This is a genomic window from Streptomyces sp. MAI_2237, assembly GCF_054189285.1.
Window position 1 is genome coordinate 484289 of sequence record NZ_JAJPGQ010000005.1, and the last position, 13892, is coordinate 498180.

The 13892-nt window shown below is 71.9% G+C and carries 13 protein-coding genes; 8 read left to right on the plus strand and 5 right to left on the minus strand.

Translation table 11 applies throughout. The features are described from left to right. Positions 1–85 precede the first annotated feature (85 nt). The gene (locus LN251_RS30470; protein ID WP_458247381.1) at positions 86–3406 is read right to left on the minus strand and encodes a lectin; all 3321 of its coding nucleotides are present in this window, start codon (positions 3404–3406) and stop codon (positions 86–88) included. Positions 3407–3798: 392 nt separating this feature from the next. On the opposite strand from LN251_RS30470, the gene LN251_RS30475 reads away from it, so the two are divergent. Both LN251_RS30475 and LN251_RS30480 read left to right on the plus strand, forming a co-directional pair. Continuing rightward, positions 3799–4239, plus strand: coding sequence for a VOC family protein (locus tag LN251_RS30475; protein ID WP_458247382.1), 441 nt, complete (start codon positions 3799–3801; stop codon positions 4237–4239). 66 nt (positions 4240–4305) lie between these two features. Continuing rightward, the gene (locus tag LN251_RS30480) at positions 4306–4806 is read left to right on the plus strand and encodes a GNAT family N-acetyltransferase (RefSeq protein WP_458247383.1); all 501 of its coding nucleotides are present in this window, start codon (positions 4306–4308) and stop codon (positions 4804–4806) included. Positions 4807–4974: 168 nt separating this feature from the next. Here LN251_RS30480 and LN251_RS30485 read toward each other — a convergent pair whose 3' ends face one another. Both LN251_RS30485 and LN251_RS30490 read right to left on the minus strand, forming a co-directional pair. Beyond that, positions 4975–5814 carry a SigB/SigF/SigG family RNA polymerase sigma factor gene (locus tag LN251_RS30485; protein WP_458247384.1) on the minus strand — a complete coding sequence of 280 codons (840 nt, stop codon included), beginning with the start codon at positions 5812–5814 and terminating at the stop codon, positions 4975–4977. Between the two features lie 277 nt (positions 5815–6091). Continuing rightward, the gene (locus LN251_RS30490; protein WP_458247385.1) at positions 6092–6979 is read right to left on the minus strand and encodes an SDR family NAD(P)-dependent oxidoreductase; all 888 of its coding nucleotides are present in this window, start codon (positions 6977–6979) and stop codon (positions 6092–6094) included. A 72-nt stretch (positions 6980–7051) separates the two neighbouring features. On the opposite strand from LN251_RS30490, the gene LN251_RS30495 reads away from it, so the two are divergent. Next, a complete protein-coding gene (locus LN251_RS30495) occupies positions 7052–7993 on the plus strand; it encodes a LysR family transcriptional regulator (protein ID WP_458247386.1) in 942 nt (313 codons plus the stop codon). Positions 7994–8012: 19 nt separating this feature from the next. Here LN251_RS30495 and LN251_RS30500 read toward each other — a convergent pair whose 3' ends face one another. Further along, positions 8013–8756 (minus strand): TetR/AcrR family transcriptional regulator, encoded by a 744-nt coding sequence (locus LN251_RS30500; RefSeq protein WP_458247387.1) that lies wholly within the window; start codon positions 8754–8756, stop codon positions 8013–8015. Between the two features lie 298 nt (positions 8757–9054). On the opposite strand from LN251_RS30500, the gene LN251_RS30505 reads away from it, so the two are divergent. Then, positions 9055–9717: a Tat pathway signal sequence domain protein gene (locus LN251_RS30505; protein WP_458247388.1), complete on the plus strand. Its 663-nt coding sequence runs from the start codon at positions 9055–9057 to the stop codon at positions 9715–9717. Between the two features lie 105 nt (positions 9718–9822). Here the strand turns inward: LN251_RS30505 and LN251_RS30510 are convergent, their stop codons facing one another. Continuing rightward, positions 9823–10116 (minus strand): hypothetical protein, encoded by a 294-nt coding sequence (locus LN251_RS30510; protein ID WP_458247389.1) that lies wholly within the window; start codon positions 10114–10116, stop codon positions 9823–9825. A 148-nt stretch (positions 10117–10264) separates the two neighbouring features. Between LN251_RS30510 and LN251_RS30515 the strand changes: the two genes are divergently transcribed. From LN251_RS30515 to LN251_RS30530, 4 genes are all read left to right on the plus strand, one after another. Continuing rightward, complete coding sequence (locus LN251_RS30515; protein ID WP_458247390.1) at positions 10265–10768, plus strand: SRPBCC family protein; 504 nt, start codon at positions 10265–10267, stop codon at positions 10766–10768. 1 nt (position 10769) lies between these two features. Beyond that, complete coding sequence (locus LN251_RS30520) at positions 10770–12389, plus strand: phytoene desaturase family protein (protein ID WP_458247391.1); 1620 nt, start codon at positions 10770–10772, stop codon at positions 12387–12389. Positions 12390–12438: 49 nt separating this feature from the next. Further along, the gene (locus LN251_RS30525; protein WP_458247392.1) at positions 12439–12891 is read left to right on the plus strand and encodes a hypothetical protein; all 453 of its coding nucleotides are present in this window, start codon (positions 12439–12441) and stop codon (positions 12889–12891) included. A gap of 74 nt (positions 12892–12965) precedes the next feature. After that, positions 12966–13853 (plus strand): SDR family oxidoreductase, encoded by an 888-nt coding sequence (locus LN251_RS30530; RefSeq protein ID WP_458247393.1) that lies wholly within the window; start codon positions 12966–12968, stop codon positions 13851–13853. The last annotated feature ends 39 nt before the right edge of the window (positions 13854–13892 follow it).

Here is a 13892-nt window from a genome sequence, read left to right on the forward strand (position 1 = left end):
GTCACTGCATGGTGTTGCGCGGCGGTGCACGCCCGCCGCCTCGGCGGACGTGCACCGCTCCCGCGCCGACGAATGCCGACGGCTCCTACTGTCCGAAGCCGTAGGCGAACAGGTGGTCGGTGCCCGTGGAGCCCGTCACCGGCAGGGTGATCGAGGCCACCTGCTTGGACGCGTCCAGCGGAACCTTCGTCGCGAAGACGTACGTCTTGACGTTGTTCCGGCCACCGTCACCGGTGTTGCGGTAGCCGGTCGTGACGGCCGTCGTGTTCGCCGGGAGAGGCTTGCTGGAGCCGCCGTTGAGCGTCCAGTCGGAGAAGCCGACCGTCGCCTTCGCGGTGGTGCCGTCGGTGTAGGTGACGGTCACCGTTCCCGAGACGCCGCTGCCGTCGGTCGGCGCGTTGGCCGCCGCGCCCAGCAGGCCCAGCGAGGCACCCGATGTGCCGGCCGGCATCCGGATGGTCTGGCCGGCCATCTCCAGGTTGTCCAGCTGACCGGCCGTCACCTTCGGCCACGCGTAGGAGATGCCGTCGGCCGTGACGGTCGAGCCGCTCGTGACGCCCGCCGCCGCCAGCGCGTTCTGCGAGAACGCCCAGCCGCCGTTGTCGAAGCCGCCCGAGAAGGCGGCTCCGTCGGGGTAGACGCCCTCGTTGGTGGCGTACGGCCACAGCGCACCGGCCTTGGCCACGGCCACCCGGAGGGTCGCCGCGCTCAGCGCCGCACCGGTGCCGTGGTCGGTCAGCGCGAACGCGACCGGATAGGTTCCCTCGCTCGCGCCCGCCGTCGCCCGGACCTTCGCCTCGGCACTGCCCGAGGCGGGCACCGTCAGGGCCCCGGAGGAGGTGTCCAGTGTGACGCCCGAGGGCGCGGTGGCCTTCCAGTCGACCGTGACCGCCTTGCTCCCGAGGTTGGTCACGTCGAGGGTGGCGTCACCGGACGTGCCGGGTTCCAGCACCAGGCCGTCGCTCGACGGACCGGTGGCGGCCAGCACCCTGTCGCCGCCCGTGGTGTCCGACGGCGGTGCCGCCGACGGGCCGGACGCCCAGGCCGTGTCGGGCTGGGTGCCGAGCGTGAAGTCGAGGCTGCCGGCTCCCTTGAGTTGGCGGTACGTCAGCCAAGAGGTGTTCCACACCTTGCCGTTGACGTCGAGCGACTGCACGTAGGGCGCGTCGGTCGCGGCCTGCGGCGCGTTGATCCGCACGGTCTTGCCGCCGCCGAGCGTCACCTGGGCCACCGGGAACACGGGGCTGCCGAGCACGAGGGTGTCGGCACCCGGGGTCTCGGGGTACATGCCGAGCTCGGACCAGACGTACCAGGAGCTCATGGCGCCGAGGTCGTCGTTGCCGAAGGAGCCGACCGGGGCGTTGAAGTACAGCTTCTGCTGGGCGGCGCGGACGGCTGCCTGGGTCTTCCACGGCTGTCCGGTGTAGTCGTACTCCCAGGGGATCTCGACGCTGGGCTCGTTGCTCAGGTCGGCGTCGGTGCCGCCCGGGTGGGTGATGTCGTCGAGCAGGCTGTCCAGGTAGGACGAGTACGCCTTGGCGCCGCCCCGGGCCTGGATGAGCTGCCGCAGGTTGAAGGGGACCATGGGCGTGTACTGGGCCGAGGTGCCCTCCACGAAGCCGTTGGAGGTGCCGGGGGTGAACCCGTTCGCGAACTGGCCGTCCTTGTTCCTGGCCTGGAGGTAGCCGGTCTGCGGGTTGAAGACGTTCATCCAGTCCTGGGCACGCGCGGCGAACTTCGCGTAGACGTCCGTCCGGCCCAGCGACTTCGCGAAGGCGGCGAGGGCGTAGTCGGCGGAGTCGTACTCCAGTTGGGTGGAGACCGGGCCGTAGAAGTTGCAGCAGCCGTAGTCGTTCTCGTCCAGGGGGAGGTAGCCCTTGGCGTCCCGCACGGACTCGCCGGGACGGTCGTTGTTGGGGACGGTTGCCTCGTGCTGGAGGGCGGCGAGCGCCTTGCCGGTGTCGAAGTCCGTCGCGCCGAAGGCGTACGCGCCGGCGATGATGCCGGCGGCCGGGTCGCCGACCATCACATAGCTCTCGCCGTTGTTGGAGGCCCACTTGGGCAGCAGGCCGGTCTGGTCGTACCCGTTGAGCATCGAGGTGACGACGTCCGCGGTGACCTTGGGCTCGACCATCGCCATCAGCTGGGTCTGGGAGCGGTAGGTGTCCCAGCCGGAGTAGTTGGCGTACTGGGCCTGCTGGCCCTTGGCCAGCTTGTGGACCTGGTTGTCCATGCCCATGTACTGGCCGTTGACGTCCGAGAAGACGTTGGGGTGCAGCAGGGCGTGGTAGAGCGCGGTGTAGAACTGCGCCTGCTGGTCCGCGGTGCCGCCGCCGATGCGGACCTTCTTCAACACGGCGTTCCAGGCGTCGTGGTTGGCCTGCCGGACGCCGTCGAAGTCCCACTTCTTGATCTCGGCCGAGAGGTTGGCCGCGGCGTTGGCGTCGCTGGTGTAGGAGATGCCGACCTTCGCGTTCACCGTGGGCGTGGAGGAGGTGTCGAAGGTCAGGTACATACCGTTGGCGCCGGTGGTGGGCGGCTGGGCGGCCTTGGCGGAGGACCGCTGTCCGGTGCTCGCGCTCGGCGCCGGGGACGGCGCACCCGAGCCCTTGGCGCCGCCGCCGTGGATCGTGGGGGCAGGCCGCGCCGGGACGGTGAAGTGCTTCTCCTTCCGCGGCGCCGTCCTGGATGCCGTGGGCGCGGGCTGGACCTTGCCCGCCTTCAGCGACGTGGCGTCGGGGTTGATCGTGCCGCCGACCCAGGTGCCGCTCGCGGTGAACGGCTGATCGAACTTGATGTCGAAGTGCAGCGTGTACCGGTTGCTCGCCCCGCAGAAGTGACCGCTGTCGACGGCGCCGCTGATCTCGTGGTCGTTCACCACCTGGACCCGCGTTCCGTCCACCTGCGTGGCACCGCCGCTGAGCTTGAACAGCAGGTTCGCCTGCTGACCCGCCGGGAAGGTGAAACGGCCCAGGCCCGCGCGGGTGGTGTCGGTCAGTTCGGTCCTGACACCGTTGTCATCGGTGACCTTGTAGGAGCCGATCCCCGCCTGCTCGTGGTCGTGGCTGAAGCCGACGGAGGTGTCGCCGAGCTTGCCCGACAGCGCGCCGGTCACCGGCAGGACGGGCAGGTCGCCCGCGACGGGGCATCCGGGTCCCGAGACGTGGGTGAGGCTGAAGCCGGAGATCTTGCTGTCTTCGTACTCGTAGCCGCCGCCGTCGGGACGGTGGGGGGTGGTGTCGGGGCCCCACTGGACCATGCCGGCCGGCATGTCGGGCCCGGGGAAGGTGTCCACGGCGCCCGATGTGCCGATGAGCGGACGGACGAGGGACGCGGGGTCCTTCACCAGGGCCGGCGCGCCCGCGGCCTCGGCACTGCCCGCCGTCGTGAGCGGGAGGGCGGTCATGCCCAGGACGCAGACCACGGCCAGGCGTTGACGGAGTCTCTTTCGGTTGCGTTGCGCGGCTGAACGTCGGGGTCTCACCATCGGTTGCCTCCGCGGCAGTTCGTGCTTCGCCCATCAGGTGCCGGCACCCCGAGAAGCGCGGAACACCGGCCGCAGGCAACGCTCGTGGGTCGCCTCGACGACGGCCTGACAACGTTGCCATGCACAAGTGTCGAGTGAAACGCCCGTGCTGATGGTGTGTCAACGAGGCGGACGGGCCTTTCTGAGTAAGAAGTTCTTTGCCATCGCCCGAGCAACCGCCGCCTGTACCGCGGACGTCGGGGAACCGCCGCCGAGCCCGAACGGGATTCGGAAGCGTCTACTGTGGCCGTGCCTCGCGAAGGAGACACGACATGGCGATCCACCGGATGGACAACGTCCTCATCGTCGTCGAGGACTTGGACGCGGTGATCGCGTTCTTCGTCGAACTCGGCATGGAGCTCGAGGGCCGGGGTCCACTCGACTGGCCTGGGGCGGAGCGGGTCATCGGGCTCCAGGGCGTCCGGCAGGACGTCGCCATGCTGCGCGTCCCGAACGGCCAGGGACGCGTGGAGCTGGCGAAGTTCCACCGGCCGCAGGCCGTCACCCCCGAGCCGGCGCACGCGCCCGCGAACACGCTCGGTCTTCGCCGCGTCATGTTCGCCGTCGACGACATCGAGAACGTCGTGGCCCGCCTGCGGGCCCGCGGCGCGGAGCTGGTCGGCGAGATCGTGCAGTACGAGAACGTCTACCGGCTCTGCTACGTCCGCGGCCCCGAGGACATCGTCGTCGGGCTGGCGGAGGAGCTCGGCTGAAAGGCGGTACCGGCCGCCCCGGGATCTCCTTGAGTCCCCCCGCGTGCGTCATGTGATGCTGGCGTCATGACTGATCACAGCGGGGTTTCCGTCGTCCGGTGGCCGGGGTCGGGCGATCTGCCCGAGGGTGGGCCGGCGACGTTGTTGGCGGCCTACCATCTGCGGACTCAGGCCGAGAAGGGTGAGGAAGTCGCCGGTGTGGACGAGTTGCCGGAACGCTACCGGGCCGAAGTGCTGGATCCGCGGGCGGCGTTCGTCGACGACGTCGTGCTGCTGGCGTTGAGCGGGGACGCCGCGGTGGGGTGCCTGGTGCTCACCGCCCCCGTCGACGGTCGAGCGGAGATCAAGCGGCTGTGGACGGACCCGGACCACCGCGGCCTGGGCATCGCCTCCGGCCTGGTCGGTGCCGCGCTCGCGCAGGCCGGGACGAGCGGCGTCGACGTGGTGCGGTTGTCGGTGTGGGAGTGGCGGACGAGCGCGGTGGCGCTGTACGAACGGCTGGGATTCAGCGTCTCCGAGTCGTGGGACGCGAGGGAGCGGCTCGTCTGCATGGAACGCGTCGTATGAGCGGTCGCGGGCACGAGGCGACGGAGGCGTCGGCCGGCTGACGCGCAGGCCTGAGCCGGTGGGCGGGGACGGCCGCCGGGGGCAGGAGCTGCGGCGTTCGCCGCACCCGGTGCCCTGGTGGCCGTCCCCGCCCACCGGCTCGGGACGATTCGGCTGGAGGTGTGAGTGTCACTCCACGGTCAGCAGGCCGGCGCGCAGCCGCTCCAGCAGACGGCTCAGCAGCCGTGAGACATGCATCTGCGAGATGTTCAGGGCCTTGCCGATCTCGGCCTGCGTGCGCTCCTCCACGAAGCGCATGTGGAGAATCAGCCGGTCGCGTTCGTCGAGGTCGGCGATCAGCGGTGCGAGGGAGTGGAAGTCCTCGACGAGCTGCAGCGCGTTGTCCTCGTTGCCGATGAAGTCGGCCAGGACGCTCTCGCCGTCCTCGCTGGTGGAGATGGCGGCGTCCAGCGAGGAGGAGGTGTAGCCGTTGGAGGCCAGACGGGCCTCGATGACCTCGTCCTCCGACAGGCTCATCAGCTGCGACAGCTCCGCCACGGTGGGCGTGCGGCCCAGGCGGCTGCTGAGTTCCTCGGTGGCCTGGGCGAGCTGGACCCTGGCCTCCTGCAGTCGGCGGGGCACGTGGACGGCCCAGGAGGTGTCGCGGAAGAACCGCTTGATCTCGCCGACGATGTAGGGGATGGAGAAGGAGGTGAACTCCACTTCGCGGGAGACCTCGAAGCGGTCGATGGCCTTGATCAGGCCGATCACGCCGACCTGGACGATGTCCTCCATCTCCTGGGGCCCGCGGCTGCGGAACCGGGAGGCCGCGTAGCGCACCAGTGAGATGTTCATCTCGATCAGTGTGTTGCGCGCGTACTGGTATTCCTGCGTGCCCTCTTCAAGGACCGCGAGCCGCGCCAGGAACTGACGGGTCAGCTCGCGGGCGTCCTTGGGGGCGATACGGGAGGCATCGACGCGCTCCGACAGCTGTCCCGTGCCGACTTCCGTGGTCAACGCCGCCGTCATGATGAATGTCTCTCCCTCGTCCTCGATACAGCCGGTCAGCCGCTCGCGCTGCCGAATACCCCGGATTCTCGGTCTAACGCAGTATCGGATGCGTGAACGAGTCTCTGGCTGAAAATCACCCATCGGAGGCTGGGGTGGCACACCCCTGCCAGGTACTCGGTTCGGGCCACACGTTCGCCCCTTTCAGGTACTCGTGAGGCGTTTCGGCCCGCGCCTCTACCGGCTTGCCGTTGGCCGGAATGCGTCCTCTCGTGCAACTCGCCTTCCGGCGCGGCGATCAAGGTGTGAGCAGGCGGTCCTGTTCCAGCAGCGGCGCTCCCGCGTGCCAGTCGAGGGCCTTGCCGAAGCGGACCAGCTCGCCGTACAGGGTGGGGTCGACGTGCTCGGCGAAGATCAGGTCGAGGACCGCCGTCGCGGCCCGGGCCGGCGACTGGGCGTGACGGTAGTCGCTGAACCAGGGGCGGGAGGTGGCGGTGTCGACCATGCCGGGGCACACGGCGGCGATCAGGGTGCCGGTGGCCAGGTCGCCGTCGCGGCGTTCGGCGGCGAGGGCGCGGACGGCGGCGACCTGGGCGACCTTCGAGGGGACGTTCAGCCACACCGGCCAGCCCGCATCCTGGGCGGTCCCGTGCCGCACGGCGCGGCGCCACTCCTCGACGGCGTGCTCGACCTGCTCCAGGCTCGCCCCGTCGAACAGGGGGTGCAGCCGGGGGTCGAGGTGGCCGAGGGTGCCCAGGCTGCTGGCCACGACCAGCAGCCGGCCGCCCGGCCGCAGGACGGGCCCGAAGGAGCGCAGGATCGCGTGCGTGGCGGTGTTGGAGACGTCGATGAACTCGTCCGCCCGTGCCGCCTGGGACTCCTCGGGCAGCACGCGGGCGACCGCGTTGGAGATCACGACGTCGACCCCGCCGTGCCGGGAGCGGAGGTCCTCGGCGAGGCGGGCGATGGCGTCGGCGTCGGTGACGTCCAGGACCCGGCCCTCGACCCGGGCCCGGCTGCCGGGCAGGCGGGCGACCTGGTGGGCGGCGTCCGTCACGCGCCGATGACTGCGGCCCGTGAGCAGGACCAGGTCGTCCGGGCTCATCCGGGCCGCCAGCCCTTCGACGAGGGCGCGGCCGAGTCCTTGGTTGGCGCCCGTGACGAGGGCGATGCGCGAGGTCTTCATGCAGGCAACGCTAGGAACGGTCGGGCCCATGAGTCCAACGAGACTTCAGCACGCGTGGTATGCGTAAACGTCATGGACTTCAGGGATGTGTCGCTGACCGCGCTGCGCGTCTTCCGCGCCGTCGCGGAGCAGGGGACCTTCACCGCGGCGGCCGTCTCGCTCGGCTACACCCAGTCGGCTGTCTCCCGGCAGATCGCCGCGATCGAGCGTGCCGCGGGCGCGGAGCTGCTGGAGCGGCGGCGCGACGGCGTACGACTGACCTCCGCCGGCCGTGTCGTCATGCGCCGTGCGTCGGTCGTGCTGGACGAGATCGACGCGACCGCGCGCGAGCTGTCCGGTCTGCCCGGGCAGGCCGGCACCGTCCGCCTAGGCTGGTTCCCCAGCGCCGGTGCCGTCCTGGTGCCCCGCGCCCTGGCCGCCCTGCGCCGCACGGACCCCGGGCTTCAGGTCGTCGGCCGGGAGGGCAGCACTCCGGCGCTGGTGCGCGCCCTGCGGGCCGGGAGCCTCGACCTCGCGCTGATCGCCTCGGCGCCGCCGTTCCGGTCGCCGGACGCCGAGTCGCCCCCGCTGGTCCTGCGGACGCTCACCGAGCGCGCCCTGTGTCTGGCGGTGCCGGCCGCCCACCCCCTGGCCCGCGGTGACTTCGTCGACGTGGGCGATCTGCGGGGGCAGCGGTGGATCACCGGTTCCGCGTCCGGGGAGGACACGTCGATGGGCGTGTGGCCGGGGCTGGACGAGCGGCCCGAGATCGCGCACACCGTCCGCGACTGGCTAGCCAGGCTGCAGTTGGTCGCGGCGGGCTGCGGTCTTACCACCGTGCCCGCTGTGCTGGCCCGCGTCGCGCCGTCGGGCGTGCGCGTCCTGCCCGTCCGTGGCGGTCCCCAGGAGCAGCGGCGCGTGCTCCTGGCCCGCCTCCCCCACCCGCCCGCCGATGCGGCCGACCGGGTGTCGGCGGCCCTTGACGCGGCGGCCCTCGACGCCGACACCTCGCTGCCGTACCGACCGCCGTCGTGACGTACGGCAGGCAGAGGGGTCAGGCGTCCGGTGTCAGGCAGGACGGCAGCGGGCCGGTGGAGGGCGGCGGGTCGGCCAGGCGGGCGGCGGCGCCTTGCGGACCGAGGAAGGGGACGAGGACGGAGAAGGTCAGGACGGGGAGCAGGGCGGGGAGGTCGGCGGTGCGGCCCGCGGCGATATGCCGGTAGATCGCGGAGTAGACCCCGCCGACCACCGTGTCGACCACGTCCTGGGTGGGCACGGGCAGGTCGGTCTCGGGCGCGTCGGTGAAGAAGTACCGGAAGCGTGCCAGCAGTTCCTCACGCGCCGCCCGGCCCGCGGGACCGACCGCGTCGATCTCCACGATGGCCATGGCCGCGAACGCCGGCGCCTCGGCGAGGATGCCGAGCAGTGCTCCGAGTCCGGCCCGTACCCGGCCGGGCCAGTCGGGGCCCTGGCCGTGGGCTTCCTCCATGGCGTTGAAGACGAGGGAGGTGCCGTGGTGGTGGGCGGCGAGGAAGACGTCCTCCTTGCCCTTGAACAGCTCGTAGAAGACCGGCCTGGTCACGCCCGCGGCCTTGCAGATGTCGCTGACCCGGGTACCGGCGTATCCGACCTGGGCCACGGTGCGGACGAATCCGTCGAGCAGCCGGTCGCGCTGGTTGGCGGCGACCGCCTCGGCCGAGGACCGGCGCGGTCCCGGCCGCAGGGAGCGCTGCGGGTCGCGTCCCGTACGCGTTCCGGGCAGCACCAACACAGGTGGCTTCGAGGAGCTTTCTGCCATCGCGCACCTTTCTTCATCACCAACTCGCGTGCGGTGCCTTGACGTTGAATACCCGTCAGGTTTACAACCTTCACAGGTTTTCCACTCGGCCGGACCGGCGGCGATTCGCCACCGGAGCCGTCAGTTTCACGCACCCGCAAGGCCGCAACAAGTGCGCCCGCGTCCCCGACGCCGGGCCGGACACCCGCACCGGTCCGCCGTTCCCCCCCTTCCGGGAACGGCCGTGCGGGGTGCCGCTCCCCCACCGGCGGAGCGGCACCCCGCCCTCTTCGCCACCCCCCGTACCAGAGGACCCTCCATGCGCAGACACCTGGCCTCCGCCATCCTCGCCACCACCGCCCTGACCACCCTGGCCCTCCTGCCGGCCACCGCGGCCTCGGCCGACGGTTCCGTGCTCACCTACGGCAGCGCCGGCGGCAACGCCGTCTCCGTCGGCGACGTCCTCACCTCGTCGCTCGCCTCCGGCACGAAGGCCACCCTCGCCACCAGCAGCGGCGGCTCCTCCGGCATCACCTGCACCGGCTCGACCCTTTCGGCCACCGTGACCGACAACCCCGCCGCGCCGGGCACCGCCACCGAGTCCGCGACCTCGCAGACGTTCAGCGGCTGCAGCAGCAACGTCTTCGGCGTCACCGGCGTGCGCAGCATCACCGTCAACGGCCTGCCCTACACCACCTCCGCCGCCTCCGACGGCACCGTCACGGTGACGCCCGCCGCGGGCGGCACGATCCAGACCACGGTGGTCCTGTCGACCCTGCTGGGCTCGGTCACCTGCGTCTACCAGGCGCCCAGCCTGGCGGCGGTGAGCTCCAACAGCGACAACAGCCTGTCCTTCTCCAACCAGGCGTTCAGCAAGGTGTCCGGATCGGGGCTGTGCGCGGCCAACGGCTACTTCTCCGCCTCCTATGCCCCCATCGCGGACAGCAGCGTCAGCGGCTCGCCGGCCGTCTACACCAACTGAGCGCCCGCGAAGCGTGCACAGCACCGCCCCGCAGTCGAGCACGACGACTGCGGGGCGGCGGCACGCGGCCGGGTCCCTGAGAGGGGACCCGGTTTCCGAGGGGGTTCAGGCGCTCGTATGACGTATCGCGGGGGCCCGCCGGGGTGCCGCCCGGTGGGCCGCCTTGGCCTGACCGTCGCCGTCGAGGCCCCGCAGCCAGCTGCAGGCCAGCCCCAGCAGGGCGGCGAAGACGGCCAGGAGCAGCAGGGACGTCCACATGGGCCGGCTGCCCGGAGAGTCCCATCCCGTCCAGATGCTCGACGCGGTCCACAGCACGACGCCCGCCGTGTAGAAGGCCCGCATGCGGCGCAGTTGCCTCGCGGCCGGCAGCGACGTGAACTGATCATTCTGGGATGCCATGCGGCCCGTGTACCCCCATCGGCGTGATCCACCGCCACGGATCCGGTCCCTGGCGCGGCTCGTCATATGCCCTGGTTGGGCTCCGGTGATCCAGGGCACCCGGCGATGGCTGTTGCCCCTGTCGGCCGACGAAGCACGGGAGGCCCGCGTGGCCGTACGCCATCGCCTGATCAAAGTCGCACCTGAGGTCGTGTGGGACCTGCTGTCGGACCCCAACCGGTACGCGGACTGGGTCGTCGGCACCTCCAGCTCCCGTCCTGTCCGCGGTACGTGGCCGCAGACGGGGGCGGCGATCCGGTACCAGGTCCATCTGGGGCCCGTGTGGCTGTCCAACGAGACGACCGTCCGCTTCTGCGAGCCCGTGTCCCGCATCGAGCTGGAGGCGCACGCGGGCATCCTCGGTACGGCCCGGATCGCGATCGAACTGCGACCGTGGGGCGAGTACTGCCTGGTGATCGTCGACGAACACCCCCTGCAGGGAGCCGGCGGCAGGTGGCACAACTTCGCCTTCGAAGCCCTCATCCACCTGCGCCATCGCACGATGCTCGCCCGCCTCGCCCGGCTGTGCGAAGGCCGGACCGGCGACGAACGCCCCGCCCCCGGCCAGGCACCGGTCACCGCGGCGGCAGCGCAGACGGAAGGCGGGACCTGACGTGACCGACGCCGTAGTGGTCGGTGCCGGCCCCAACGGTCTCGTGGCCGCCAATCTGCTGGCGGACGCCGGCTGGAGCGTGCTGGTACTGGAGGAACAGCCCGAGCCCGGCGGCGCCGTACGCCATGACCGGGGAGTCGACCCCGCGTTCGTCAACGACCTCTTCAGCTCCTTCTACCCCCTGGCGGCCGCGTCCCCCGTCCTGGCCTCCCTGCGGCTGCAGGACCACGGGCTGCGCTGGAGCCACGCGCCCAGCGTGCTCGCCCACCCGCTCACCGACGGCCGCTGCGCCGTGCTCGACCGGCGCATCGACGCCACGGCCGCCTCCCTCGACGCCTTCGCGCCGGGCGACGGCGCCGCCTGGCACCGCCTGCACGAGATCTGGGAACAGCTGCGGCCCGACCTGCTCGGCACACTGTTCACCCCCTTCCCGCCGGTCAAGTCGGTAGCCCGGCTCGCGGTCCGGCTGCGGGCCGCGGGCGGGCTGCGCATGGCCCGCACGCTGGCGCTGCCGGTGCGCCGCATGGGCGAGGAGGAGTTCGAGGGACAGGGCGGCCGGCTGCTGCTCGCCGGGAACGCGCTGCACGCCGACCTCGCCCCTGAGGCGACCGGCAGCGGAGGCTTCGGCTGGCTGATGGCCATGCTGGGCCAGACCTACGGCTTCCCCGTCCCCGTCGGCGGAGCGGGCGCCCTCACCCATGCCCTGACCAGCCGCCTGGAGGCCGCGGGCGGACAGGTGCGCTGCGGGCAGCGCGTCGCATCGGTCGTCGTCCGCGACGGGCGGGCGGTGGGCGTGCGGACGCAGGACGGGCAGTCGTACGCGGCCGGGCGGGCGGTCCTCGCGGACGTATCGGTGCCCGCCCTCTACGGCGACCTCGTCGCCCCCGAGCATCTGCCCGACCAGCTCCTGGCCGACCTGCGGCGCTTCCAGTGGGACTTCGCGACGTTCAAGGTCGACTGGGCCCTCGACGGCCCGGTGCCCTGGCAGGCGGAACAGGCGGCTCGCGCGGGGACCGTGCACCTGGCCGACGGCATGGACGAGCTGACCCGGTTCGCGGCCCAGATCGCCATGCACCAGGTCCCGGACCGGCCCTTCCTGCTGTTCGGCCAGATGACCAAGGCCGACGCGTCCCGCTCCCCCAGCGGCACCGAAGCGGCCTGGGCCTACACCCACGTGCCGCACGAGATCACCGCGGACGCCGGCGACGACGGCATCACCGGGCAGTGGAAGGCCACCGACCAGGAGCGCATGGCCGACCGGGTCGAGCAGCAGGTGGAACGCTTCGCACCGGGCTTCCGCTCGCTCGTACGGGCCCGCCGCGTCCTGGCCCCGCCCACCCTGCAGTCACTCGACGGCAACCTCTTCAACGGCGCCATCAACGGCGGTACGACCGCTGTCCACCAGCAACTGGTGTTCCGTCCCGTGCCGGGCACCGGGCGGCCCGAGACGCCGATCCCGGGCCTGTTCCTCGCCTCCGCGGGCGCCCACCCCGGCGGCGGTGTCCACGGCGCGCCGGGCGCCAACGCAGCGCGCGCCGCCCTGCGTCGCCATCGGCCGCCCGGCCTGGCCCGCGCCCAGCGCCTGCTGACCCACCGCGACCGCACCGGAAAGAAACGCTGACCTCGCCGGCGCCGCGACGCCCACCGCGGCGGCAACACCAGGAGCACCCATGAACCACCACCAGACCCCCGCCGACCCGCACCACCGGCGCCCGGACGGTACCGACGACAAGACCGTGGAGGCGCTGGCCGCCCTGTCGAAGGCCCTGGAGACGACCGAACGGGCCAGAGGCCGCCTGTACGACTTCCACCAGCTCACCGGAACGGCCGACTTCCAGCTGGGCGACGCGGTGCGGCTCCTGCGGGAGGCCGGCCATCACGAATGGGCCGAGAAGATCAGCGAAGAGGTTCTCGGCCGCAACGTGATTCCCGGGCACTGGACCTTCCAGATCATCGAGGCCTACAACGCCACCTACTACCGGCCCTTCACCGAACTGGAGGCGACGGCCAAGGGCGAGCTGGCCGAGCACCGGGACCACCTGTTCGAGGCGGAGCTGAAGGAGGAGCGCCGCACGCAGGGTCACCCGGACCACACGGCACGACCGCCGCTGCCCCGGGAGTGACCCGCATCCGATCCAGGCGCCACAGCCGAAGCACGTCGAAAGGACGTGCTCGCCCCGAGCCGGAAGGAGTGCCCATGGCGACGCACCGCAGTCCCCTGTCGGGCCGGACGATCGTGGTGACCGGAGCCGCGCGCGGTCTCGGCGCGGCGCTGGCCCGCGCGTTCTCCGAACGCGGCGGCCGAGTCGCCCTGCTGGGCCACGAGAAGGCGGCGCTCGACGCGGTCGCGGCCTCCCTTCCCGGCCCGGCTCTTGCCGTGGAAGCCGACGTCACCGATGTCGAGGCGCTGCGAAACGCCGCCCGGCACATCCGGCGCCGCCTCGGACGCCCCTCCGTCGTCGTCGCGAACGCGGGGATCGCCGAGGGCGGCCCGTTCGCCTCCTCGGACCCGGCCACCTGGAGCCGTGTCATCGAGGTCAACCTCGTCGGCAGCGCCCACACCGCCCGGGTCTTCCTGCCCGACCTGGTGGCCACGTCCGGCCACTTCCTGCAGGTGGCCTCCCTGGCGTCGATCGGCGCGGCCCCCCTGATGAGCGCCTACTGCGCGTCCAAGTCGGGCGTGGAGGCGTTCGCGCACTCGCTGCGGGCTGAGGTGGCGCACGAGGGGGTCAGTGTCGGCATCGCCTACCTCAACTGGCTCGACACCGACATGGTGCGCGACGCCGACCGGCACGCCGTGCTGCGGGAACTGCGCGCCCACATGCCGCCCCCGGCCCGCCGGGTCATGGCGGCCGACGTGGCGGCGGCACGGCTGGTGCGGTCCGTGGAGCGGCGCCGTACGGCCGTCTACGCCCCCGCCTGGATGCGTCTGACGCAGCCGGTGCGCGCGGCCATGCCCCCGGTGGTGCTGCGGCTGTCCCGGCGGGAACTGCCGCGGCTGCAGCAGCGGCAGCCCTGGCAGCACACCGGTCCGCTCGGTGCCGGGGGCCAGGCCGACCAGGCCGCGGCCCGTTCCACCGCCTGAACGCGGCGGCCACCATGCGGCCGCAAGGACAGCGAGGAA

Excerpts from the sequence above, each read along its gene's own strand:
- LN251_RS30470 (WP_458247381.1), bottom strand. The coding sequence starts at position 3,406 with ATGACCGCCCTCCCGCTCACGACGGCGGGCAGTGCCGAGGCCGCGGGC.
- LN251_RS30475 (WP_458247382.1), top strand. The coding sequence starts at position 3,799 with ATGGCGATCCACCGGATGGACAACGTCCTCATCGTCGTCGAGGACTTG.
- LN251_RS30480 (WP_458247383.1), top strand. The coding sequence starts at position 4,306 with ATGACTGATCACAGCGGGGTTTCCGTCGTCCGGTGGCCGGGGTCGGGC.
- LN251_RS30485 (WP_458247384.1), bottom strand. The coding sequence starts at position 5,814 with ATGACGGCGGCGTTGACCACGGAAGTCGGCACGGGACAGCTGTCGGAG.
- LN251_RS30490 (WP_458247385.1), bottom strand. The coding sequence starts at position 6,979 with ATGAAGACCTCGCGCATCGCCCTCGTCACGGGCGCCAACCAAGGACTC.
- LN251_RS30495 (WP_458247386.1), top strand. The coding sequence starts at position 7,052 with ATGGACTTCAGGGATGTGTCGCTGACCGCGCTGCGCGTCTTCCGCGCC.
- LN251_RS30500 (WP_458247387.1), bottom strand. The coding sequence starts at position 8,756 with ATGGCAGAAAGCTCCTCGAAGCCACCTGTGTTGGTGCTGCCCGGAACG.
- LN251_RS30505 (WP_458247388.1), top strand. The coding sequence starts at position 9,055 with ATGCGCAGACACCTGGCCTCCGCCATCCTCGCCACCACCGCCCTGACC.
- LN251_RS30510 (WP_458247389.1), bottom strand. The coding sequence starts at position 10,116 with ATGGCATCCCAGAATGATCAGTTCACGTCGCTGCCGGCCGCGAGGCAA.
- LN251_RS30525 (WP_458247392.1), top strand. The coding sequence starts at position 12,439 with ATGAACCACCACCAGACCCCCGCCGACCCGCACCACCGGCGCCCGGAC.
- LN251_RS30530 (WP_458247393.1), top strand. The coding sequence starts at position 12,966 with ATGGCGACGCACCGCAGTCCCCTGTCGGGCCGGACGATCGTGGTGACC.